We start from the raw sequence: 21,277 nt of genomic DNA on the forward strand, positions 1-21,277 counted from the left end.
GTTCGATCATTTTGGGCAGATCTTGGGCGCGGCGCGCATTCCGATGTAGCAGTAGCCGTTCGCGAACACGACCGGCATGAAGTCGTCCTGGAACGACGACCCGGCGCCGGTGGCCGCGAAGACGTTGGGCGCCACGGGAATCAGCTCCATGTCCATGGACGGGTAGATCGCCATGTCGTCGACGAACTCGTAGCGCGCCTTGCGGTCGTTGATCGTGATGACCACGCCTTCTCGTTTGTAGACGCCGTTGTAGGGCGTCATGTCGGCCCCGAAGGGCTCGGCCGGCGGCGCGAACGGCGGCGGCATCTCGATGCCGAACCGGCCGAGCAGCGCACGCAGGATCGCCGACGACAACGGGCGTGCGCCGCCGCCGTTGGTCAGCAACGCGATGGCGATGCCCTGCTCCGGGATCACGCGGAGGTAGGCGTACTGGCCGGTGGCGGCACCGTCGTGGCCGATGCCGGGTGTGCCGGTGAAGTCGTAGAGCGTCCAGCCGAGGCCCCAGCCGTCCGCGCTCACGGTCCACTTGTCCGGCACGTCGACCTGACGTTCCTGCATCAGGGCAACGGTTTCCGGCTTCAGCACCGTCGCGTCGAGGTGTGCCTGCACCAGCCGGATCACGTCACCGGCGCTGGCGCACACGGCGGCGGCGGGCCCGGCAGCACGCGGCATCAGGTCCCACACCGGCGTCGGCTCACCGTCGAAGTGCCCGGTCGCGGCACGGAACCGCAGCACCTCCTCCGGCAGCGTCATGGTGTGCGCCAGGCCGAGGGGCGTGAGCACGCGGTCGGCGAGCGCCCGGTTCCAGGTCGTGCCGGTGAGGACCTCGACGATCCGGCCGAGCACGACGTAGCCCGCGCCGCTGTAGGAGACGGTCGAGCCCGGCGGGACGTCCTGGCCGAGCTTCGGCGCGGAGGGTGTCGAGCAGGTCCTCTGCGTACAGTGTTCGCATGACGCGAACACTGTACGCAGATCGCGAAGCTGTACGCAACTGCGTACGGTGAACGCATGGTTTCCTCGGTGTGGACGCGGCAACGCCCGCGCGCAGGCCTCAGCCAGGACCGGATCGTGGCCACGGCCGTGGAGCTGCTGGACGCGGACGGGCTAGAAGCGCTGTCCATGCGCACGCTCGCCGCCCGCATGGACACGAAGGCCACCTCGCTCTACCGGCACGTGGCGAACAAGGACGAGCTGATCGAACTCGTCGTCGACGAGGTGTACGGCGAGATGGAGGTCCCGTCGGCCGGACCGTGGCGCACGTCGGTGGCGGAGGCGGCCAGAAGCCTGCGCGCCATGGTGTTGCGGCACCCGTGGGTGGCGTCGGTGCTCGGCCAGGTCGGGCTGGCGGAACTGGGGCCGAACCTGTCCGACCGGTCGGCCCGGCTGCTGGAGTTGTTCCGCGGTGGTGGTTTTCCCGGCGAGGAAGCCGATCTGGCGATGAAGACCGTGCTCGGGTACGTGGTCGGGATGACCGTGAGCGAGGCGGCGTACGTGCAGCTGCTCGCGCGCAGCGGTCAGGACGAGGAGCAGCTGAGCCTGCACGGGGTGACGTCGAAAGCGTTGCGGGACAAGACTTTCGAGTACGGGCTGGAACGGGTGCTGCGAGGGCTCAGCTCGTCCTGACGCGCAGCTGCGGGAGCACCCGGCCGGGGATCGAGCCCGACGGCACCTCGCCGATGCGTTCGGCGCCCATCTTCAGGTAGAAGCCCTCGGCGAACGGCTCCGCGTCGATGTCGAGGTGCTCGTACCCGGCCGCGGCCGCGGCGCTGATCAGGTGCTCCCACAGCACGCGGCCGAGGCCGGTGCCGATCCGGTCCGGCCGCAGCCACAGGTTGCCGAGCTCGCCGAACGGCGGTTCGCCGTCGAGGCTGTAGAAGCCGATCACCGCACCGTCCAGCTCGGCGACCACCACGTGCCGCGCGGACACGTCGTCGGGGCTGAACGTCAGCTCCTCCCTGACCGCCTCCAGGAAGGCCTCGTCGTACCCCCAGTGCGCCTTGGCGGCCTGCGCCACCTCGCTCAGCACGCCCGCTTCCTCCGGCCTCGCCCTGCGCAGTGTCACCATCTCGCCAGGCTCGCACGCCGAGAAGATCTCTACGATCGATTTTGTGGCGGACCGACTGCAGGCTCTACGCGATGCGCTGGCCGCGCGTCCCGGTGAGGCTGTGCCGTTCGACGCGCTGGCCGCGCAGGTGTGGCCGGACGAGCCGCCGATGCACCCGCGAGCGGCGTTGCGCACGCTGGTCAGCAGGCTGCGCGCGACCGACCAGGTGATCACCGAACCGGCCGGGTACCGGCTCGTCCCCCGTCCTCCCGCGCCGTGCCAGCTGCCCGCCGACCTGCCTGACTTCGTTGGCAGGAAAGAGGAAATAGCGCGACTGGAGCTGATCGACGCGCCGGTGCGGGCGATCACCGGGCTGCCGGGTGTCGGCAAGACGGTGCTGGCGATCCGAGAGGCGCACCGGCTGCGCGAGCGGTTCCCCGACGGGCAGCTGTACGTGAACCTGCGCGGGTTCTCCACCGGGCCGTCGATGACGGTCGAGCAGGCGCTGACGCGGTTCGTGAAGGCGCTGGGCGGCGGGCAGGAGGACGACTACCGCGAGCTGCTGCGCAACCGGCGGGTGCTGGTCGTGCTCGACAACGCGACGGCTGACGTGATCGCGCCGCTGCTGCCCGCGACGCCCGGCTGTGCCGCGTTGATCACCTCCCGCCAGGACCTGCCGCAGTTCGCACAGGTCAAGCTCGGTGTGCTGGCCGAGCAGGAGGCACGCGAGCTGCTCAAGGGCATGCGGGTCGAGGGCGACACCGGCGAGCTGATCAGCCTCTGCGCGCGCTTGCCGCTCGCGTTGCGGATCGCGGGCGCGAACCTCGCCGGACGCCACCTGCCGGACTACGTCGAGGAGCTGCGCGAGCACCGGCTCAGGGCCTTGGAGATCGAGGACGACGACACCGCCGTGCAGGCGGCGTTCGACCTCTCGTACCGGAAGCTGTCGCCGCGGGCACGACGGACGTTCGACTTCCTCGGCGCGGTGCCGGGACCGGACATCCCGCGCGGCCTCGCCGGTGACGCCGTCGAGGAGCTCGTCGCCGCCAACCTGGTGCAGCGCACCGGTGATCGCTTCCAGCTGCACGACCTGCTGCGCCTGTACGCCAGGGCACGGGCGACGGACGAGGATCGCCGTGCGGTCTTCGAGTGGTACCTGACCAGGGTCGACGGCGCCGACGCCCAGCTGAACATCGGCTTCACCCGCGTGCTGCCCGCCGTGGCGGACCCCGTGCCGTTCGCCGGCCGCGACGAGGCCGTGGCGTGGTTCGAGGCGGAACGGGCGAACCTCGTCGCACTGGCCCAGGAACACCCGGACGCCGGACTCGTCGCGGGACTGCGCGGACACCTGCTCCTCGCCGGGCACTTCGCCGACCTGCGCACGATCGCCCGCGCCGCGCTCGCCGTCGAGACGACCGGGCAGCGGAGGGCGGCGATGCGGGTGTGCCTGGGCTACCTCGACTGGCGCTTCGGCGAGCACAGGTCCGCGATCGCGCACTGCGAGAAGGCGATCAGCGGGTTCCGCGCGGCCGGCCGGCAGGCTGAGGAGTCGGTGGCTCTCAACATCCTCGCCGGCGTCTACCACGACCTCGGCGAACTCGACCTCGCCAGGGATCACCTCACCGCCGCGATCGACCTGTACGTGGCGAACGACCTGCGCACCCACCTGCCCGGCGGGCTCGGCAACCTCGGGTTGCTGGAGCTGGAGCTCGGCAGGCTCGAGTCCAGTGAGGACGCGCTGCGCCGCTCGGTCGACCTGGCTCGGGAGATCGACGACTGGCACCGCGTCGCCCACGGGCTCAACAACCTCGGCGTGGCGCTGGCGGCGCGGAAGAAGCACGCGGAGGCCGAGCAGGCGTTCCTGCAGGCACTGGACCTGGCAGGACGGCACGGTTTCCGGCAGACCGAGATGTCCGCGCGGGTCGAGTACGCGGAGTTCCTCGTCGGGACCGGCAGACGCGACGAGGCGCGGGACAACGCCGAACGCGCGCTCGAGCTCGCGGGCGACGACGACCTGTTCACCAGGGTCGACGCCCAGCTCGTGCTCGCCGAGCTGAACCGGTCGGCCGACGAGTTCGACGAGGTCCTGCGCCGCGCCACCGAGGCCGAGTTCCGCATCATCGAAGTCCGCGCCCTCGCGGGCAAAGCCGCGTTGCTGCAGGACAAGGCGTTGTGCGACAAGGCGATCGAGCGCGCGGAGTCGGCGGGGTTGCGCTACCGCGCGAATCTCGTCCGCGAACTCAGCTCAGGTATGTCGTGACGCGGGTGTAGACACCGGGTGTGTTGGGCCGCGCGCACCCGATGCCCCACGAGACGATCCCGGCGAGCCTGCCGTCCACCACGAACGGACCGCCGGAATCGTCGATGCACGCGTCGATCCCGCCCTCCGGATACCCGGCGCAGAACATCGCCTTCGCGTCATAACGCGCGTACGTGCCCGCGCACTGCGCGTCCGACATGATCGGGATGGAAGCCTTGTGCAGCAACGGACTCTTGTTCGTGTCGTTCTCCGCCTGCCGCCCCCAGCCGTACACGACGCCGACGTTGCGCGCGTCGTACACGGCGTTCGTCGACGCCACCGGCAGCACCGCGTACGGCATGGGCTGCACGAGCGTCAGCAACGCGATGTCCTTGCCACGCGAGGGAGTCGAGTAGCCCTCCGCGATCTGGTACTGCTTCACGACCGACGTGCTGCCGCCGTCGGTGCGCAGGTCGAGCCTCCCGCCGACGACCGTGATCGAACTGGGGGTGCGCCCGTACACGCAGTGCGCCGCCGTGGCGACGAGACCCGGCCCGACCAGCGCGCCTCCGCAGAACTGGTAGCCGGACGACGTGGTCAGGGCGACCATCCACGGCGCCTCACCTGCGTTGTCGACCACCACGCCACCGACGATTCTGGACTCGGCGTGAGCTGGGGTCACCGTGATCACGACCAGGGCCAGAACCGCTGCCAGCAGACGCATGCACCCCACTGAACCCAGGGGTCTACGGGTCGACAACTCCAGGCGGCGAAGCATCCACGACCGGGTGAAGATCCTTCGCGTATCGGGCGATTCGGACGTACACGCCCGGCTTGCCCCTGCGCGCACAGCCCTCGCCCCACGACGTGACGCCGACGAGCTTGCCCTCCGCGACGATCGGGCCGCCCGAGTCGCCCTGGCAGGTGTCGATCTTGCCGCCCTCGTAGCCCGCGCAGAACATGTCGGCCTTCACGAACTGCGGGTAGGCGTCGGCGCAGTAGGCGTCCGGCAGCACCGGCAGCGTGGCCTGCATGAGGTAGCGCGACGTCTTGCCGTTCTCGCTGGTGCGGCCCCAGCCGAGGGCGCGCAGCTGCGTACCGGGCTGGTAGAGCGCCCGATCGGACAGTTCGGCGAGGGGCAGCGGGGTGTACGGCAGCGGCTTGCGCAGCGTCAGGACCGCCACGTCCTCGCCCTCGTCGGCCGCGACGTACTGCTTGTGGATCCAGATGTCCGCGGGCGTGACCGACATCCCGGCGTTGCGGTCCTGCTTGTCCTCACGACCGGCGATGACGCGCAGCTCACCCGGCGAGCGGCCGGCGGCGCAGTGCGCCGCGGTGAGCACCTTCGTCGGCGCGACGACGGTGCCACCGCAGAACTGGAGGCCGTGGTCGTCGGTCAGGTAGACGGCCCACGGGTTGGCCTCGATCGAGGCACGCTCACCGCCGATGACCTGCTCACCGGCGGCGGCTGTGCCCGTCGAAGCCATCAGCGCGCAGAGAACCAGCACGAGGAGTCGTCTCATAACTCCAGATGGTAGCTACTCCGCTGCGCCGTTCGGAGCAACCTTGCTCCAGACCTTGCCCGCGGCTCCCATGACGGCCTCGCCGATGTCGTTGATCGTCTTGATCAGCGGGTCGGCGGAGTTGCTCATGGACTCCTTGTACGAGCGGGCGGCGGACTTCACGTCGTCGGTGAGGTTGTTCGCCGGCCTGTCGTCCTCACGGCGCGGGTACGTGCCGGTCAGGATCTCGCGGTACTCCTCGGTCGCCGACCAGCGCTGCAGTTCGGCGGCCCGCACCACGACCAGCGGGTGCGACCGCTGCTCGGTGTGCAGGAGCTTGAGGAGGCTGTCGCGGATGTCCTCGACCTCCTCGTACTCCTTGGCCTGGGCGAGGAACGACGCGATGTCGACCTGGCCGCCGAGGTCGCCGGCGAGCGCGAGGTGCGTGCGCAGCGCGGCCTGCGGGTCCTGGCAGGCGAGCAGGCCGGCCCGGTCGCAGGACAGCTCGGTCTTGCGTTGCCACTCGCGCAGTGCCGCGATGACCGCCCGCATGGCGATCGCGCCCGCCGGCACCCAGGCGAACGACGTGGTCAGGTCGATGAGCCTGCGCAGCAGCGTGTTGTAGAGCGCGTGACCCGACATCACGTGGCCCATCTCGTGACCGACGAGGAACCGCAGCGACTCGTGGTCGAGCAGGTCGACGGCACCGGTGCTGACCACGATGAACGGCTTGTCGATGCCGTAGGTGAAGGCGTAGGCCTGTGCGCTGCGCTCGACGTAGAGGTCGGGGACCTCGTCGAGGTCGAACGTCGCCGCCACCTCGTTGCGGATGCGGTCGAGCTGCGGGTACTGCTTCGGGCCGACCCTGACCGAGGACGCCACCTGCAGCAGGCGCTCACCCCGCTCGGAGAAGGCTCCGGCGACCGCCTTGAGAACCGGTGCCACGGCGGGCACCGCCCTCAGCACCGCGAGGGCGCCTCGGTCGGCAGGATGCTCGTAGGCGCGCGGGCTGATCCCCGGGAAGCGCACTCTCGATGACTGTTCGATATCCCCCGTCACGTCACCCAGGTTAGACACGATCCGGACAAGGGTGCACGGAATCGGCGCCGAGTGGTTGCAGACTGGCCCGGTGAGCGACGAAGACACCACCGTCCTGCCGCTGCGTGGCGGTGCCTCCGCGACCCTCGTCCGCAGGCGCGCCGCCGCCAACGACCGCGGCGCGATCCTCTACGTGCACGGGTTCGCGGACTACTTCTTCCAGGAGCACGTGGCCGAGCACTACACGGCCCAGGGCTACGACTTCTACGCGGTCGACCTGCGCGGGTACGGCAGGTCGCTGCGCGACGGCGAGCTGCCGAACTACACGACCGACATGGCGGTGTACTTCCAGGAGATCGACGCCGCCATCGCGAAGGTCAGGGAAGAGCACTCTCGCGTGGTGCTGATGGGCCACTCGACCGGTGGCCTCACCACGTCGTTGTGGGCGCACGAACGGCGCGCCGATGACTTGATCAACGCGTTGGTGCTCAACAGCCCGTGGCTGGACGTCGTCGAGCCGCCGTTCATGCGGCAGATCGTGAAGCTGATCGGGCGGGTCGCGCCCAAGGCGAAGATCCGCGCGAACCTCGGCGAGGCGTACGGGTCGGCGATCCACAGCTCGCGCAACGGCGAGTGGGACTTCGACCTGAAGTGGAAGCCGCTCGCGGGCTTCCCGGTGCTGGCCGGGTGGATCCGGGCGGTCCTGATCGCGCAGGAGAAGGTCCACAAAGGTCTCGACGTGCGCGTGCCGGTGCTCGTGCTGCACTCGGACAAGAGCATGCTGAACGCTCGGGAGTGGAGCGAGGACGTCTCGAAGGCCGACGCGGTGCTGGACGTCGAGGGCATGAAGAAGTGGGGTCCGAAGATCGGATCATCCGTCAAGGTGGTCGAGATCAAGGCGGGCATGCACGACCTCTTCCTGTCGCCGGAGCCGGTGCGTGCGGCGGCTCTCGCGGAAGTGGACGAGTTCCTCAAAACGACTTGACCTCGTCATAGGTCGAAGTTCGAGACTGGGCGCCATGAACATCGACTTCAACGCCTGGTACGCGCTCGAAAGCGCCATGCAGGACGAGAAAAATCGCCGCGTCAGCCGGGCGACGTTGAAGCGCGTCGCCCGGTTCGCCCGCCCGCAGCGCCGGGCCGTGTTCGGGCTGCTGGCCATCAGCTCGGTGGCGGCCGTGCTCGCGGTTGCCTCGCCCGTGCTGGCCGGACGCGTGGTCGACCAGATCGTCGGTGGCCGTGACCTGGGGCTCGTCGTGTGGCTCGCGCTGGCGATCGCCGGCGTGGCGGTGCTGGAGGCCGGGTTCTCGCTGGCCGAGCGGTGGCAGTCGGCACGGGTGGGCGAGGACCTGATCCTGCGGCTGCGGCAGGCCGTCTTCGACCACGTGCAACGGATGCCGATCGCGTTCTTCACCAGGACGCGGACCGGCGCACTGGTCTCGCGGCTGAACAACGACGTGATCGCGGCGCAGCGGGCGTTCTCCGAGACGATCTCCGGTGTCGTCACGAACATCATCGCGCTCGTGCTGACCCTGGCCGTGATGCTGACGCTGTCGTGGCAGGTCACGGTGCTGGCGATGCTGCTGCTGCCGATCTTCCTGATCCCGGCGCGGCGCATGGGCAAGCGCCTGGCGTCGATGCACCGGGAGGCGGCGAACCTCGACTCGGCGATGACCACGCAGATGACCGAGCGGTTCTCCGCGCCGGGTGCGACGTTGATCAAGCTGTTCGGCCGGCCGTCCCTGGAGAGCCTGGAGTTCGGGACGCGGGCGCGGCGGGTGCGCGACATCGGCGTGAAGACGGCAGTGGCCCAGTGGCTGTTCCTCGTGGCGTTGACTTTGGTGTCGTCGTTGGCGCTGGCGCTGGTGTACGGGTTGGGCGGGTACTTCGCGATCGCCGGGCAGATGGCGCCGGGCACGATCGTGACGCTCGCGCTGCTGCTGACGCGGCTGTACGCGCCGTTGACCGCGTTGGCCGGCGCACGGGTGGACGTGATGACTGCGCTGGTGTCGTTCGAGCGCGTCTTCGAGGTGCTGGACCTGCCGCCGCTGATCAAGGAGAAGCCCGACGCCGTCTCCGTTCCCGACGGCCCGGTGTCGGTGGAGTTCTCCGACGTGAAGTTCGCCTACCCGTCGGCGGACAAGGTGTCGCTGGCGTCGCTGGAGGAGGTGGCGGCCCTCGACACGCGAGGCGGTGAGGAGATCCTCGGCGGCGTGTCCTTCGAGGCTCCGCCGGGTTCGCTGGTCGCGCTGGTCGGCGCGTCCGGTGCGGGCAAGTCGACGATCGCGTCGCTGGTGCCCCGCCTGTACGACGCGGACTCCGGGTCGGTCCGTCTGTCCGGTGTGGACGTTCGCGACCTGTCGTTCGACTCGATCCGCGAGACGGTGGGCATGGTGACGCAGGACGGCCACCTGTTCCACGAGTCGATCGCCGCGAACCTGCGGCTGGCAGCTCCCGAGGCCACCGACGAGGAACTGTGGGACGCGCTGCGCCGTGCCCGGCTGGCGGACCTGGTGTCGTCGTTGCCGGACCAGCTCGACACCGTGGTGGGCGAACGGGGTTACCGGTTGTCCGGCGGTGAGCGGCAACGGCTGACGATCGCCCGGCTGCTGCTGGCCAAGCCGCGCGTGGTGATCCTGGACGAGGCCACGGCCCACCTCGACTCGCGGTCGGAGGCCGCGGTGCAGGAGGCGCTGGTCGAGGCCCTGGCAGGACGAACGTCGCTGGTGATCGCGCACCGCCTGTCGACGATCCGCGCAGCGGACCAGATCCTCGTCGTGGATCGCGGGCAGATCGTCGAACGTGGTACGCACGAATCGTTGCTGGCGCTCGACGGCCACTACGCCAAGTTGTACCGCACGCAGTTCAGCGAGGAACCGATCGGAGCACCGTGAGCGCCATCCCCTCCCCGGACAACATCTACCCGTTGCCGGACATCGCCCGCACGGTGCAGCTCCGGCCGTTGGTGAAGAACCCGCAGATCGAGATCGGCGAGTACACCTACTACGACGACCCGTTGCACGCCACGGAGTTCGAGCAGCGCAACGTGCTCTACAACTTCGGCAGGGAGAAGCTGGTCATCGGCCGATACTGCGCGTTGGCCGAGGGCGTGCGGTTCATCATGTCCGGCGCCAACCACCGCATGGACGGCGTGTCGACGTTCCCGTTCACGATCTTCGGCGGCCAGTGGGGCGAGAAGACGCTCGACATAGACCTGGGCACGCCGTCCCGCGGCGACACGGTGGTGGGCAACGACGTGTGGATCGGGTACCAGGCGTTGATCATGCCGGGGGTGCGGATCGGCAACGGGGCGATCATCGCGGCCGGATCCGTCGTGGTGTCGGACGTTCCTGCCTACGGGATCGTGGGTGGGAACCCGGCGGGGCTGATCAGGAAGCGGTACAGCGACTCGGACATCGAGCTGCTCGAACGGATCGCGTGGTGGGACTGGCCGGTGGAGAAGATCACCGAGCACGTCCGGGTGATCATGTCGGGGACGCCGGCCGAGCTGGCGGCGGTCGCGGGGTGAGGGCTCTGCTCGTCACCGGCCCGGTCGGGGTGGGCAAGACGACGGTGGCCGAGGCCGTGGGCGACGCGCTCGCCGCGGCCGAGGTCCCGCACGCCGTGATCGACCTCGACTGGCTCCGGTGTTCGTGGCCCAGCCCCGCGGACGATCCGTTCCAGCTCGAACTTGAGTTGCGCAATCTCCGTGCCGTGGCCCGCAACTACGCCGACGCGGGTGCGCAGCGCCTGGTGCTGGCCGGGGTGCTGGAACGCAGAGCCGACCGCTCGCGGTACGCCAAAGCGGCCGGGGCCGAGCTCACCGTGTGCCGGTTGACGGCAGACCTGTCCGTCATCCGGGAGAGGCTTGCCGTGCGGCACCGGCACGACTCCGGTCTGCGGTGGCACGTGAACCGCGCCGGGGAGCTGGAGGAGATCTTCGCGTCGGCCGGGGTGGAGGACTTCGTGGTGGCTGCCGATCGGGCCGTGGCCGAGGTGGCCCAGGACGTGGTCACCCGCTGGCTTGCCGAAGAACGGATGTAGCTGTCAGCAGCCCCCGGTCGTTTCCGCTATCAGCTGCTCGCCGTCACGACCACTGCTGCTCCCTCGGACATCGTTGACGGATTGCGACTCGAGCCGGATGCGACAACTGTCGTCCGCAACAGGATCCTCTTCCACGACGACCAGCCCGTGGAGGTCCACCCGAACAGTCCCCACATGAACAGGCAGAGGAACAGGAACACGGCGTTGTGGGCGAACGGAATCGCCAGCAGCGCCACCGCGATGACGAACGTGCTGGTGCGCAACATCCTCCGCCAGCCGTACCGGTCGACGAGGAAACCACCCGCGAGCGTGCCGGTGGTGGTGCCGATCCCGAAGACCACGAGCGCCGTCGCGATGGTCGCGCTGGCGGTCCCGGCGTTGTGGCCGACCAGCACGGAGATGTAGGCGTACACGATGAACTCGGCCGTGACGACGGCGAGCGTCAACAGCAGGATCGACAGCAGCCGCCGATCGCCGAGGAACCGCAGTCGCTCTCGCAGGCCCATCGCGCTCGCCGGCTGGTCGTCCAACCGGCTGAACCACTGCGCGACCGCGACGACGACGGCCAGCACCGCGATGACGACCAGCACCGAGCGCCAGCTGATGTGGGGGGACGCCACGATTCCCAGCGGTGCGCCGACAAGCGTCGCGGCGGTGTGTCCGGACGCGACGATCGACAACGCCCGGCCCCGCCGCCGCGGACCGAGACTGATCGCGCGGGCACCGGCGTTCGGGACGTACGCGCACGCACCCAGTGCCGCGATCGACCGCCCGGCCGCCAAAGCGACGATCGAGCCGCTCGACGCCGCCACGACGTTGCCGAGTGCGAACATCACGAGCCCGACCGCGCACATCGTCCGCTGGGAACGACTTCCCGCCAGCACCGCGACGGCCGGTGCGCCGAAGACGTACGTCAGCGGGTAGATCGCGAGCGTTGCCCCGACAGCGCCGGGCTCCACCCGGAGGTCGCCGGCCACCACAGGCAGCACACCGGTCAGCACAGTGCCCTCGACCGCCACCACGAACGCGCCGAAGATCAGCGGAACCAGGCTCCACCACGTCGCGTTCCTCATGCCAGACCCAACGAGCGGAGATCGATTCGGTGGCGTCCGAGTGAACTTCCGCGACGAACGTGCCTGATCGCGCGACCATGAGCACATGGAGTACGACCGCTACTGCGACCTGACGATGCGCGGCGGCACGACCAGCGGTGTCGTCTATCCCCTGGCTGTCGCATCGCTGGCGCGGCACTACGAGTTCAAGCAGATCGGTGGGGCGTCGGCGGGTGCGATCGCCGCGGGGTTCACCGCGGCAGCCGAACGCGGTCGTGCTGCTGGGGGTTTCGAGAAGCTGGCCGGGCTGATCGACTGGTTCACGTCGGGCTCCGGGGCGGAGCGGTGGCGGCTGGCGCAGTTGTTCCAGCCCGCGGACAAGACGCGGGCGCTGTACCGGATCGTCGTGGCGACCATGCAGAAGCGTGAGACGACGGGGCGTAGCGCGGTCTCGTGCCTGTTCTTCGCGTTGCTGGGCGCGGTCGGGATGCGGGCCAAGGCCGTGCTGGCGTTGATGGCGTTGCTGTGGCTGGGCGGGCCGGTGCTGTGGTCGGCGTGGCTCGCACCCAAGGCTTATCCGGCGTGGCTCACGACCGTGGTCTTGCTGCTCGCGTTGGCGTGCATCGTGTTGGTGCTGTGGCCTTTGCGAGGCAGTCTGCCGTGGCCCGCGTGGGTGTTCGTCGCGGTGCCGCTCGTGCTCGGGCTGGCGTTTTCGCGGCACTACGCGACGGCGGCGGTGGTGCTGCTGGTGTGGCTGGTGCTGACGCTGGCGGCGGTCAGCGCGCTCACCGTCACCTACGGCCATGCCATGCAGCGGTACCTCAGGAACAACGCGCGGTCCATCCACTTCGGACTGGTTCCCGGCACCGGGGACTTCACGCCGTCGTGGCTCGACCGGCTGGCCGGCGTGCCGAAGTCGACGGGGGTGCCGCCGTTGGCCGACTGGATCGCCGACCAGCTCGACGAGCTCGCCGGAACGAAGCACGCGTTGACGTTCGGCGATCTCGGCGACATCAACCTCGTGCTAATGACCACCGATCTGTCCGAAGGACGGCCGTATCGGTTGCCGTTCAAGGAAAGCTGGCAGTACTGCGAGGAGTGCCTCGGGTACGTGCTGCCGCGCCGGGTCGTCGAGCAGATGAACGGTGCCGAAGCAGGCGTGAACTGTCCGCTGCACGAGCACATGCCGTTGCGGGAACTGCCCTCGCGCGACCGGCTGCCGGTCGTGGTGGCGGTGCGGATGTCGTTGTCGTTCCCCGGTCTGATCGCCGCCGTGCCGCTGTGCCGGGACGGGCGCGTGCACTGGTTCTCCGACGGCGGCATCACCAGCAACTTCCCGATCCACTTCTTCGACGCGCTGCTGCCGCGCTGGCCCACGTTCGGGCTGAGCCTGCAGCCGTATCCGAACGGCGACACGGCCGAGGTGTGGCTGCCGGAGCAGGACGCGTCGACCAAGGGCACGCGGTACGCGCCGCTCACGTCGATGCCGGGCTTCCTGCTGTCCATCTTGGACACGTTCCTGGACTGGCGCGACACCATGCAGTCCGCGCTGCCCGGTTATCGCGGTCGCATCGCGCACGTCCGGCAGGCCGACGACGAGGGCGGCACGAACCTGTTCATGCCGCCCGCCACGATCAGGCGCCTGGCGTTGCGCGGCCGGCGTGCGGGCGACCTGTTGCGGGAGCGGTTCGAGCAGCAGCAGAACACCGACCGCTACCGCTGGATCCGGCTGCGCATGGCCGTGCGCGAGTACCAGGAGCTCGGGGTGCAGGCCGAGGACCGCGACGCGATGTACGCCGAGCTGCTCGAGCGGTTCCAGATCCCCGAGGAGCTGCACGAGTGGTTCCGCACTCCCCCTGCCGACGGTGATCCGCACCGGGAGGAGATCGCGGTCGCGCTGGACCACGTCGGCAGGCTCAAGGACGACGGGCCGTTCGACGGCGTGCCGCCGGTGGATCCGGATTTGCGGCTGACACCGCCCGAGTAGGCGGGTTAACCTGGGTTCATGACGCGATTTAGCCACCCCCGACCTGCGGCGGTGGCGCGCGCCTAGAACCTTCCCGTCGGTCGGGGGACTCCGCATCCCAGCACACCGACCAGGAACGGGAAACCCCATGTACCGCACCGAAGAACTCGTGCACGCCCTGAACGTCCGCGACCTCACCGACCCCGCGCAGGGCCCGCACGCCATGCAGCTGCTGATCGCCGAGCTCACCGCCGCGCTGGACAGTCCGGAGGAAGTCCGCCACCACCCGCTCGTCCCGGTGGAGCACAACTACGAGCACCTCGGCTATCCCGCCGACGCGATCACCAGGAACGCCCGCTACACCAGGTACGTCAGCGAGACGTGCATGCTGCGCAGCCACACCACGGCGATGATCCCGCCCGCGCTCAGGCACGCCACCCCGGACGTGACGCTGATCTGCCCCGGGCTCGTCTACCGCCGTGACACGGTCGACCGCCTGCACACGGGCACACCGCACCAGCTCGACGTCTGGCGGATCTCACGCCAGCCCGAACGGCTCGACGACCTCATCGACACGGTCGTCACGACGTTGTTGCCCGGCAAGCGATATCGCACGATCGACGCGCAACACCCGTACACCACGCACGGCAAGCAGATCGACGTGTGGCACGACGGCCAGTGGGTGGAGATCGGTGAGTGCGGGCTCGCCGCGCGGCACGTGCTGAAACACCACCCGCACGGCCTCGCGATGGGCCTCGGCCTGGACCGGATCCTCATGCTGCGCAAGGGAATCCCGGACATCCGCCTGCTGCGCAACGCCGATCCGCGCATCGCGGCGCAGATGCTGGACCTGGCCGAATACCGGCCGGTCTCCCGGCATCCCGCCGCGATCAGGGACATCTCGATCATGGCGGACCACGACGAGGACGCCGAGACGCTCGGCGACCGGATCCGCGCGCTGGTGCCGGAGGACCTGATCGAGGAGATCACGATCCTGAGCGAGACGCCTGCGGAAGACCTGCCGGAGCACGTCCGGGAACGGCTGGAAGCCAGGCCCGGTCAGAAGAACGTGCTCATCCGCGTGACGATGAGGGCCCCGGAACGCACCCTCACCGACCGCGAGACGAACGAGCTGCGGGACCGCCTGCTTCAGGGTTTGCGGGCGACGGCGCCGTAGATGCCGGTGTGGTCCTCGTAGGAGTCCGGGCGCCACTCGTCCACCGTGACGATGCCCGGCTCCAGCAGTTCGAGGCCGTCGAAGAACCTGGTCACCTCGGCGTACGTGCGGATGGCGAGCTTGTTGTCCGAGTTGCTGTAGATCTGGGCGACCTTGCGGGCCTCCGCGGCCTCCTCCTCGGTGAGGTTGTCCCAGGTCGCGTGGGTGATGGCCAGGTAGGAGCCGGAGGGGAGGTCTGCCATGTACTCGGCCACGACCCCGTACGGGTCGTCGGAGTCCGGGACGAAGTGCAGCGCCGCGATGATCAGGACACCGATCGGGCGGGAGAAGTCGAGCACCTCGCGCGCGGCGGCCAGCACCGTGGAGGTCGCCCGCAGGTCCGCGAGGACGGCCGTGGCGTTGGGGTTGTCGGCCAGCAGGGCGTTGCTGTGCGAGACGGCGACCGGCTCGTAGTCGACGTAGACCACGCGCGCGGACGGGTTGTCGTGCTGCGCGATCTCGTGGACGTTGCCCACGGTCGGGATGCCGGAGCCCAGGTCGAGGAACTGGTCCACGCCGGAGCTGACCAGGTGACGGACGACCCTGCGCAGGAACGAGCGGTTGGCCTGCGCGCTCTGGGCGATGCCGGGGAAGATCTGCTCCACCTGCTTGGCGGCGGCGCGGTCGGCTTCGAAGTTGTGCGAGCCGCCCAGGTAGTAGTCGTACATCCGCGCCACGCTCGGACGCGTGACGTCGACCGTGGACGGGACCCACTTCAGCTCTTCCTTCACGCGCGCATCCTCACCCGTGGACATACGAGTGTCCACCGCCACATGTGTGTTCGCGGAACGTGTCGCCGCTGCTCGCTGACAGCGAACGCCCGAAGGGAACATCACCACGCTCCAGTTGGTTGAGCGGTACAGACTCAACTTTGGAGGGTGATGTGATGGGCGAGACGTTGGCCCTGCCGGTGCTGCCGCTGGACGACGTTGTGGTGCTGCCCGGCATGGTGGTGCCGATCCGCATCTCCGGTGCGGACGCCAGCGCCGAGGCCCGTGCGGCCGTCGACGCGGCGACGACCGCAGCGAATCATCAAGTGCTGCTCGTCCCACGTCTGGACGGCAAGTACGCGAGCGTCGGCACACTGGCCGAGATCGAACAGGTGGGCCGCCTGCCCGGTGGCGAGCGCGCCGCCGTCGTGCGCGGCACCAAGCGCGTGCGCATCGGCACGGGCACCACGGGGCCGGGCGCGGCGCTGTGGGTGGAGGCCACGGTCGCGGACGAGTCCCCGATCACCGAGCGGACGCGCGAGCTCGCGAGGGAGTACCGCGCTCTCGTGACGAAGATCCTGCAGACGCGCGGCGCGTGGCAGATGGTCGACTCGGTGCAGCAGATCAGCGACCCGTCGGCGCTGGCCGACCTCGCCGGGTACGCCTCGTACCTCGACGAGAAGCAGAAGATCTGGCTGCTGGAGACTTCCGACGTCACCACGCGGCTGGAGAAGCTCGTCGAGTGGGGCCAGGCGCACCTGACCGAGCTCGACGTCAACGAGACGATCGCCAAGGACGTCAAGGAAGGCGTCGAGAAGCAGCAGCGGGAGTTCCTGCTGCGCCAGCAGATGGCCGCGATCCGCAAGGAACTGGCCGAGCTCGACGGCAAGCCCGCCACCGAGCAGGAAGACTACCGGGCCCGCGTCGAGGCCGCGAACCTGCCGGAGAAGGTCCTCAAGGCCGCGCTGGCCGAGGTCGACAAGCTGGAGCGCACCTCCGAGCAGTCGCCGGAGGTCGGCTGGATCAGGACGTGGCTCGACACCGTTCTCGAGATGCCGTGGAACGAACGGACCGAGGACGCCTACGACATCAAGGCCGCGCGGGAAGTGCTCGACGCGGACCACGCCGGCTTGGACGACGTGAAGCAGCGCATCACCGAGTACCTGGCCGTGCGCAAGCGTCGTGCCGACCGCGGCATGGGCGTCGTCGGCGGACGTCGTTCCGGTGCCGTGCTGGCCCTCGTCGGGCCTCCCGGTGTCGGCAAGACGTCGCTCGGCGAGTCCGTGGCACGGGCGATGGGCCGCAAGTTCGTGCGCGTCGCGTTGGGCGGCGTGCGCGACGAGGCCGAGATCCGCGGTCACCGCCGCACGTACGTCGGCGCGCTGCCGGGCCGGATCGTCCGCGCGATCAGCGAGGCCGGGTCGATGAACCCCGTCGTGCTGCTCGACGAGATCGACAAGGTCGGCTCCGACTACCGCGGCGACCCCACGGCGGCGTTGCTCGAGGTACTGGACCCGGCGCAGAACCACACGTTCCGCGACCACTACCTGGAGGTCGAGCTGGACCTCTCGGACGTGGTGTTCCTGGCGACCGCGAACGTGCTGGAGTCGATCCCGGCGCCGTTGCTCGACCGCATGGAACTGGTGCAGCTCGACGGCTACACCGAGGACGAGAAGGTCACGATCGCGAGCGACCACCTGCTGCCGCGGCAGATCGACCGCGCCGGCCTCACCCCCGAGGACGTCACGTTCGACAAGCCCGCGCTGCACCAGCTGGCGAGCGAGTACACGCGGGAAGCCGGTGTGCGCCAACTGGAACGGGCCATCGCGCGGATCCTGCGCAAGGTGACCGCGAAGGTCGCGCTGGGCGACGCGGAACTGCCGATCACGGTCGACCAGCCGTCGCTCAAGTCGTACCTGGGCAGCCCGAAGAACACGCCCGAGTCGGCCGAGCGCACCTCGGTTCCCGGTGTGGCAACGGGTCTCGCCGTCACGGGCGTCGGCGGCGACGTGCTCTTCATCGAAGCCTCGTTGGCGCCCAAGGACACCGGCGCCTCCGGTGTCACCCTGACGGGCCAGCTGGGCGACGTGATGAAGGAGTCCGCGCAGATCGCGTTGTCGTACCTGCGTGCGCACGACGACAACGCGGCGGCGCTGGACGGCCGGGGAGTGCACATCCACGTCCCGGCGGGCGCGGTGCCGAAGGACGGTCCGTCCGCGGGCGTCACGATGACGACGGCGCTGGCGTCGCTGCTGTCGGGCCGCCCGGTGCGCTCCGACGTGGCGATGACGGGCGAGATCTCGTTGACCGGCCGGGTGCTGCCGATCGGTGGCGTGAAGCAGAAGCTGCTCGCTGCGCACCGCGCGGGCATCACGACCGTGCTGCTGCCCCAGCGCAACGAGCCGGACCTGGAGGACGTGCCGGAGTCGGTGCGGGAGCAGCTGACCGTGCACCTGGTCTCGGACGTGTCCGAGGTGCTGGAGCACGCGCTGTCGAAGGAGACCGCCGCAACCGTTGCGGCGTAGGTGAAAGACCCCTCGTGGGGGCAGCAGCGGCGACTGTTGCCCCCACGAGGCTTTTCGCGTCAGTAGTGCCCGATGTCGATGACGAGCCGGTTCGGACTCGTGAGCGTGAACACGCGGTGCCAGGCGTCCGGGTTGCCGTAGCCGACGGCGATCCCGAGCACTGCCTCGAAATCGCACGTCAAGGCAACCCTGCGGACGTTGGTGAGACCGGGCGTCGCGAAGTTCTGCGGCCCGGTGTAGGTCGGGTTCCCGGCGTCGTCGTGCGCGGCGGCACCGATCACCGTGACCTGGAGGATCTCGGCGCTGTCCGGCATGGGGACGGGGAAGCCGGAACCGCAGTTCGCGACTCCGGTGACCTCCCGGAGCCGGACGTCCGCGGTCGGGCCGGACATGTCCAGCACCACCCGGTCGAACCCGGCGTGGCGGCCGGTGCGGATGTTGGACAGCGTGGGCACGCTCTGCGCCGACGCGATCGGCATGAACGTGAAGACCGCCAGCACTGCCACCAGCATCGCGGCCAAGCGTCTGCACTTCATCATTGGCCCCCTCTCAGGGCTGTTCGATGAAAGTACAGACGCGTGATCTACGTCACAGTTGCGTCAGCTGTGGTAGATGTCGACGACGTAGCGCAGCGGGCCGTCCACGAAGTAGGCGTCGACGCGCCGGTTCGTGTCCTTCACACCGATCGCGATCGACAGGTCCGCCTCGAAGTCACAGGTGAACACGACGCTCTTCACCTGCACGAGGTTCGGCCGGAGGTCGCGCGACCCGGTGTAGGAGTGCGCGTCGGCCGGTTGCAACCGCACCTCCACGAACTCCGCGCCGGGCGCCGAGATCGGCTTGCCGGAACCGCAGTTCGTCGGCTCCGAGATCTGGGAAACGCTCGCGCCCGGCCTGCCACCGGTCAGGTCGAACACCACGCGGTCGAATGTCGGGTGCTGCCCGGTCCGGACGTTGGTCAGCTGCGCGTAGTCGGCCGCCGATGCGCTGGGAACGACCATCACCGCCATCACGACAGCGATGAGCACAGCGAAAATGCGCTTCATGAAGATCCCCCACTTCATGCAGTAACTACCCCAGGAAGTCCTCCAGTGGCACTGGAGTCAGTCCATCTTGCTTGGCGCGGTTGAGGAACGCGGTGAAATCCTCGACAAAGGTCGTGCGGAAGTGCATGAGCACGATGTCGCCCGGCTTGAGCTTGTCGCCCGACTGGAACTGCACGCGCCCGTCGTTGACCGCGGCCGTCCAGTTCACCAGCGCCTTGAACCCGCAGCTCGCGGCCGCCTTGCGGGTGTTCGTGTCGTAGTTGCCGAACGGCGGCCGGAACAGCGTCGGGCGCTTGCCGTAGTCGTGGGCGAGGAAGTCGGCGTTGCCGCAGATCTCGTTCTTCTGGAACTCGAACGGCTTGCCCTGCAGGTTCGGGTGGTTCGTGGTGTGGCTGTGGATCGTGGCCGGCAGTTCCTTGAAGTAGTCCTTGTGCCCCTCGGCGTACTTCGTGTTGAGGAACAGCGACGGCCACACACCGGCGTTGATCATGAGTTCGCGGGCCTTCGGGTGCTGCACCGCGCCGTCGTCGATCGTGATGAACACGTACGGCTTGTCGGTCTGGATGTGCGTCACCACGGGCACCATGCCGTCGACGGTCGCGGGCGCGTGGGCCTGCACCGTGCCGTACGGGTACGGCGGCTCGAACATGCGCTTCGGCTTCTCGGGTGTGGTCGTCGTCGGCGCAGGTGAGGACGTCGTGAGAACGGGACCACTGGGCTGCTCGCCGGGCGGCTGTCCGCACGAGACCAGCCCGACAACCACCACAAATGCAGCAACGAGCCGCAACCTGGACATCGAAAATCCCCCTCCACGCGGAGGACGCCGCGCAGGCCGTCATGGTTGCACGGGGATAGGCTCGAACTGATCACAATGAGGAGGAGATCCGATGAGCCTCGAGCGCCCAGTCGCTCCCGATCCCTACCAGCTGCTCCCGCAGGTCGGCACGTTCGAAGTCACCTCGTCGGACGTGCGCGACGGCGAACAGCTCCCCGACGCCCAGGTCTTCGAGGGCGGCAACACCTCACCCCAGCTCTCGTGGTCCGGCTTCCCCGCCGAGACGCGCAGCTTCGTGGTCACCTGCTTCGACCCCGACGCCCCCACCCCCTCCGGCTTCTGGCACTGGGTGGCCGTGAACATCCCCGCGACCACCACTTCATTGGACACGGGAGCGGGTGCCTCCGACGCCACACTTCCGGGTGACGCGTTCCACGTGCGCTCGGACTACGGCACGCGCGCGTTCGGCGGCGCCGCCCCGCCCAAGGGCGACCACCCGCACCGCTACTACTTCGTGGTGCACGCGGTCGACGTCGACAAGCTCGACGTGGACGCCGACGCGTCCCCGGCCGTCGTGAGCTTCAACCTCGCGTTCCACACGCTGGCCCGCGCGATCATCACGCCGACCTACCAGCACTGACTGGCGCGATGAAGGGCTCCTTCATCCACTGAACCGCTCCCCGGAAGTTGGACTGGTAATCCAGTTCCGACTCTCGGGGAGCGGTTGGTTGCATCGACATAGTTCGTTGTCTGAGCGGCAGCAGGAGGCTGCTGTCGCATTGTTCGAGGCCGGCTACGGCAGAGCTGCTGTCACAACCCGGCTGGGTGTGTCCGTGACGGCGGTGCGACGCTTGCGTGATCGTTGGAGGCTGCGAGGCCTGGGAGCGTTGGTGGCGATGACGGGCAAGCGGTCGTTCACGTTCGAGGTCAAGCTCGAGATCGTGCGCCGGTTCGTCGCAGGTGAGGCGACTGCGATCGAGCTGGCGCGTGAGTACGAGCTGTCCTCGCCCAGGCTCGTGCAGAACTGGGTGCGGGCGTATCGGCGTGAGGGCGAGGAGGCATTGCGGCCCAAGCCGAAAGGCCGGCCCGCGAAGGCCGCGGGCACAGCGGGGCCCAGCGA

At 69.1% G+C, this 21,277-nt stretch carries 21 protein-coding genes and 1 pseudogene; 12 read left to right on the forward strand and 10 right to left on the reverse strand.

Annotated features, from left to right (window positions below; genetic code table 11):
• Positions 1 to 6 precede the first annotated feature (6 nt).
• Positions 7 to 963 (reverse strand): serine hydrolase domain-containing protein, encoded by a 957-nt coding sequence (locus IEZ09_RS16200; protein WP_229812602.1) that lies wholly within the window; start codon positions 961 to 963, stop codon positions 7 to 9.
• A gap of 45 nt (positions 964 to 1,008) precedes the next feature.
• Here IEZ09_RS16200 and IEZ09_RS16205 point away from each other — a divergent pair, with 45 nt between their 5' ends.
• On the forward strand, positions 1,009 to 1,623 hold the full coding sequence (locus tag IEZ09_RS16205; RefSeq protein ID WP_189254511.1) for a TetR/AcrR family transcriptional regulator: 615 nt from the start codon (positions 1,009 to 1,011) through the stop codon (positions 1,621 to 1,623).
• Here the strand turns inward: IEZ09_RS16205 and IEZ09_RS16210 are convergent.
• Complete coding sequence (locus IEZ09_RS16210; RefSeq protein WP_189254512.1) at positions 1,610 to 2,065, reverse strand: GNAT family N-acetyltransferase; 456 nt, start codon at positions 2,063 to 2,065, stop codon at positions 1,610 to 1,612. The two genes, IEZ09_RS16205 and IEZ09_RS16210, sit on opposite strands and share 14 nt — an antisense overlap.
• Positions 2,066 to 2,108: 43 nt before the next feature.
• Between IEZ09_RS16210 and IEZ09_RS16215 the strand changes: the two genes are divergently transcribed.
• Positions 2,109 to 4,304 carry a tetratricopeptide repeat protein gene (locus IEZ09_RS16215; protein ID WP_189254513.1) on the forward strand — a complete coding sequence of 732 codons (2,196 nt, stop codon included), beginning with the start codon at positions 2,109 to 2,111 and terminating at the stop codon, positions 4,302 to 4,304.
• Here IEZ09_RS16215 and IEZ09_RS16220 read toward each other — a convergent pair.
• From IEZ09_RS16220 to IEZ09_RS16230, 3 genes are read right to left on the reverse strand one after another with little or no spacing between them, the layout of a single operon-like run.
• Positions 4,285 to 5,007 (reverse strand): S1 family serine peptidase, encoded by a 723-nt coding sequence (locus tag IEZ09_RS16220; RefSeq protein ID WP_229812603.1) that lies wholly within the window; start codon positions 5,005 to 5,007, stop codon positions 4,285 to 4,287. The two genes, IEZ09_RS16215 and IEZ09_RS16220, sit on opposite strands and share 20 nt — an antisense overlap.
• Positions 5,008 to 5,029: 22 nt before the next feature.
• A complete protein-coding gene (locus tag IEZ09_RS16225; RefSeq protein WP_189254514.1) occupies positions 5,030 to 5,806 on the reverse strand; it encodes a S1 family peptidase in 777 nt (258 codons plus the stop codon).
• A 15-nt stretch (positions 5,807 to 5,821) separates the two neighbouring features.
• Entirely contained in the window at positions 5,822 to 6,844 is a 1,023-nt protein-coding gene (locus IEZ09_RS16230) for a M48 family metallopeptidase (protein ID WP_189254515.1), read from the reverse strand.
• 70 nt (positions 6,845 to 6,914) lie between these two features.
• Here IEZ09_RS16230 and IEZ09_RS16235 point away from each other — a divergent pair, with 70 nt between their 5' ends.
• The 4 genes from IEZ09_RS16235 to IEZ09_RS16250 are packed head-to-tail and all read left to right on the forward strand — an operon-like array spanning position 6,915 to position 10,867.
• Entirely contained in the window at positions 6,915 to 7,808 is an 894-nt protein-coding gene (locus IEZ09_RS16235) for an alpha/beta hydrolase (protein ID WP_189254516.1), read from the forward strand.
• 34 nt (positions 7,809 to 7,842) lie between these two features.
• Positions 7,843 to 9,717: an ABC transporter ATP-binding protein gene (locus tag IEZ09_RS16240; protein ID WP_189254517.1), complete on the forward strand. Its 1,875-nt coding sequence runs from the start codon at positions 7,843 to 7,845 to the stop codon at positions 9,715 to 9,717.
• The gene (locus tag IEZ09_RS16245) at positions 9,714 to 10,352 is read left to right on the forward strand and encodes a CatB-related O-acetyltransferase (protein WP_189254518.1); all 639 of its coding nucleotides are present in this window, start codon (positions 9,714 to 9,716) and stop codon (positions 10,350 to 10,352) included. Before IEZ09_RS16240 ends, IEZ09_RS16245 begins: the two co-directional genes overlap by 4 nt.
• Positions 10,349 to 10,867, forward strand: coding sequence for an AAA family ATPase (locus tag IEZ09_RS16250; RefSeq protein ID WP_189254519.1), 519 nt, complete (start codon positions 10,349 to 10,351; stop codon positions 10,865 to 10,867). The genes IEZ09_RS16245 and IEZ09_RS16250 overlap by 4 nt, the downstream gene beginning before the upstream one ends.
• A gap of 29 nt (positions 10,868 to 10,896) precedes the next feature.
• Here the strand turns inward: IEZ09_RS16250 and IEZ09_RS16255 are convergent, their stop codons facing one another.
• Positions 10,897 to 11,940, reverse strand: coding sequence for an MFS transporter (locus IEZ09_RS16255; protein WP_189254520.1), 1,044 nt, complete (start codon positions 11,938 to 11,940; stop codon positions 10,897 to 10,899).
• Positions 11,941 to 12,025: 85 nt separating this feature from the next.
• Here IEZ09_RS16255 and IEZ09_RS47715 point away from each other — a divergent pair, with 85 nt between their 5' ends.
• Both IEZ09_RS47715 and srmL read left to right on the forward strand, forming a co-directional pair.
• Positions 12,026 to 13,906: a patatin-like phospholipase domain-containing protein gene (locus IEZ09_RS47715; protein WP_189254521.1), complete on the forward strand. Its 1,881-nt coding sequence runs from the start codon at positions 12,026 to 12,028 to the stop codon at positions 13,904 to 13,906.
• Between the two features lie 127 nt (positions 13,907 to 14,033).
• Positions 14,034 to 15,062 (forward strand): PheS-related mystery ligase SrmL, encoded by a 1,029-nt coding sequence (gene srmL / locus IEZ09_RS16265; RefSeq protein WP_189254522.1) that lies wholly within the window; start codon positions 14,034 to 14,036, stop codon positions 15,060 to 15,062.
• Here srmL and IEZ09_RS16270 read toward each other — a convergent pair.
• Positions 15,035 to 15,832, reverse strand: coding sequence for an SAM-dependent methyltransferase (locus IEZ09_RS16270; protein ID WP_229812604.1), 798 nt, complete (start codon positions 15,830 to 15,832; stop codon positions 15,035 to 15,037). The genes srmL and IEZ09_RS16270 overlap by 28 nt on opposite strands.
• 155 nt (positions 15,833 to 15,987) lie before the next feature.
• On the opposite strand from IEZ09_RS16270, the gene lon reads away from it, so the two are divergent.
• Complete coding sequence (gene lon / locus IEZ09_RS16275) at positions 15,988 to 18,336, forward strand: endopeptidase La (protein ID WP_189254524.1); 2,349 nt, start codon at positions 15,988 to 15,990, stop codon at positions 18,334 to 18,336.
• A 59-nt stretch (positions 18,337 to 18,395) separates the two neighbouring features.
• Here the strand turns inward: lon and IEZ09_RS16280 are convergent, their stop codons facing one another.
• The 3 genes from IEZ09_RS16280 to IEZ09_RS16290 form a co-directional block, all read right to left on the reverse strand.
• Positions 18,396 to 18,872: an AMIN-like domain-containing (lipo)protein gene (locus tag IEZ09_RS16280; protein ID WP_189254525.1), complete on the reverse strand. Its 477-nt coding sequence runs from the start codon at positions 18,870 to 18,872 to the stop codon at positions 18,396 to 18,398.
• A 63-nt stretch (positions 18,873 to 18,935) separates the two neighbouring features.
• The gene (locus tag IEZ09_RS16285; protein ID WP_189254526.1) at positions 18,936 to 19,382 is read right to left on the reverse strand and encodes an AMIN-like domain-containing (lipo)protein; all 447 of its coding nucleotides are present in this window, start codon (positions 19,380 to 19,382) and stop codon (positions 18,936 to 18,938) included.
• A 25-nt stretch (positions 19,383 to 19,407) separates the two neighbouring features.
• Positions 19,408 to 20,178, reverse strand: a complete 771-nt coding sequence (locus tag IEZ09_RS16290) for a polysaccharide deacetylase family protein (RefSeq protein ID WP_189254527.1) — start codon at positions 20,176 to 20,178, stop codon at positions 19,408 to 19,410.
• A 91-nt stretch (positions 20,179 to 20,269) separates the two neighbouring features.
• Between IEZ09_RS16290 and IEZ09_RS16295 the strand changes: the two genes are divergently transcribed.
• From IEZ09_RS16295 to IEZ09_RS16300, 3 genes and pseudogenes are all read left to right on the forward strand, one after another.
• Positions 20,270 to 20,797 (forward strand): YbhB/YbcL family Raf kinase inhibitor-like protein, encoded by a 528-nt coding sequence (locus IEZ09_RS16295; protein ID WP_189254528.1) that lies wholly within the window; start codon positions 20,270 to 20,272, stop codon positions 20,795 to 20,797.
• A 139-nt stretch (positions 20,798 to 20,936) separates the two neighbouring features.
• Positions 20,937 to 20,987 (forward strand): annotated as a pseudogene (locus IEZ09_RS47875) (hypothetical protein); the annotation flags it as partial.
• Between the two features lie 12 nt (positions 20,988 to 20,999).
• On the forward strand, positions 21,000 to 21,277 hold a 278-nt coding region (locus tag IEZ09_RS16300; RefSeq protein ID WP_502255041.1), incomplete at its 3' end, for a transposase.

Origin of the sequence: Lentzea flava (assembly GCF_014648475.1) — a bacterium.
Taxonomy (GTDB): domain Bacteria; phylum Actinomycetota; class Actinomycetes; order Mycobacteriales; family Pseudonocardiaceae; genus Lentzea; species Lentzea flava.

Bases quoted from the DNA above. Each gene is read 5' to 3' on its own strand.
- IEZ09_RS16205 (WP_189254511.1), top strand. From the start codon at position 1,009: ATGGTTTCCTCGGTGTGGACGCGGCAACGCCCGCGCGCAGGCCTCAGC.
- IEZ09_RS16210 (WP_189254512.1), bottom strand. From the start codon at position 2,065: ATGGTGACACTGCGCAGGGCGAGGCCGGAGGAAGCGGGCGTGCTGAGC.
- IEZ09_RS16220 (WP_229812603.1), bottom strand. From the start codon at position 5,007: ATGCGTCTGCTGGCAGCGGTTCTGGCCCTGGTCGTGATCACGGTGACC.
- IEZ09_RS16225 (WP_189254514.1), bottom strand. From the start codon at position 5,806: ATGAGACGACTCCTCGTGCTGGTTCTCTGCGCGCTGATGGCTTCGACG.
- IEZ09_RS16240 (WP_189254517.1), top strand. From the start codon at position 7,843: ATGAACATCGACTTCAACGCCTGGTACGCGCTCGAAAGCGCCATGCAG.
- IEZ09_RS16255 (WP_189254520.1), bottom strand. From the start codon at position 11,940: ATGAGGAACGCGACGTGGTGGAGCCTGGTTCCGCTGATCTTCGGCGCG.
- IEZ09_RS47715 (WP_189254521.1), top strand. From the start codon at position 12,026: ATGGAGTACGACCGCTACTGCGACCTGACGATGCGCGGCGGCACGACC.
- srmL (WP_189254522.1), top strand. From the start codon at position 14,034: ATGTACCGCACCGAAGAACTCGTGCACGCCCTGAACGTCCGCGACCTC.
- lon (WP_189254524.1), top strand. From the start codon at position 15,988: ATGGGCGAGACGTTGGCCCTGCCGGTGCTGCCGCTGGACGACGTTGTG.
- IEZ09_RS16280 (WP_189254525.1), bottom strand. From the start codon at position 18,872: ATGAAGTGCAGACGCTTGGCCGCGATGCTGGTGGCAGTGCTGGCGGTC.
- IEZ09_RS16285 (WP_189254526.1), bottom strand. From the start codon at position 19,382: ATGAAGCGCATTTTCGCTGTGCTCATCGCTGTCGTGATGGCGGTGATG.
- IEZ09_RS16290 (WP_189254527.1), bottom strand. From the start codon at position 20,178: ATGTCCAGGTTGCGGCTCGTTGCTGCATTTGTGGTGGTTGTCGGGCTG.
- IEZ09_RS16295 (WP_189254528.1), top strand. From the start codon at position 20,270: ATGAGCCTCGAGCGCCCAGTCGCTCCCGATCCCTACCAGCTGCTCCCG.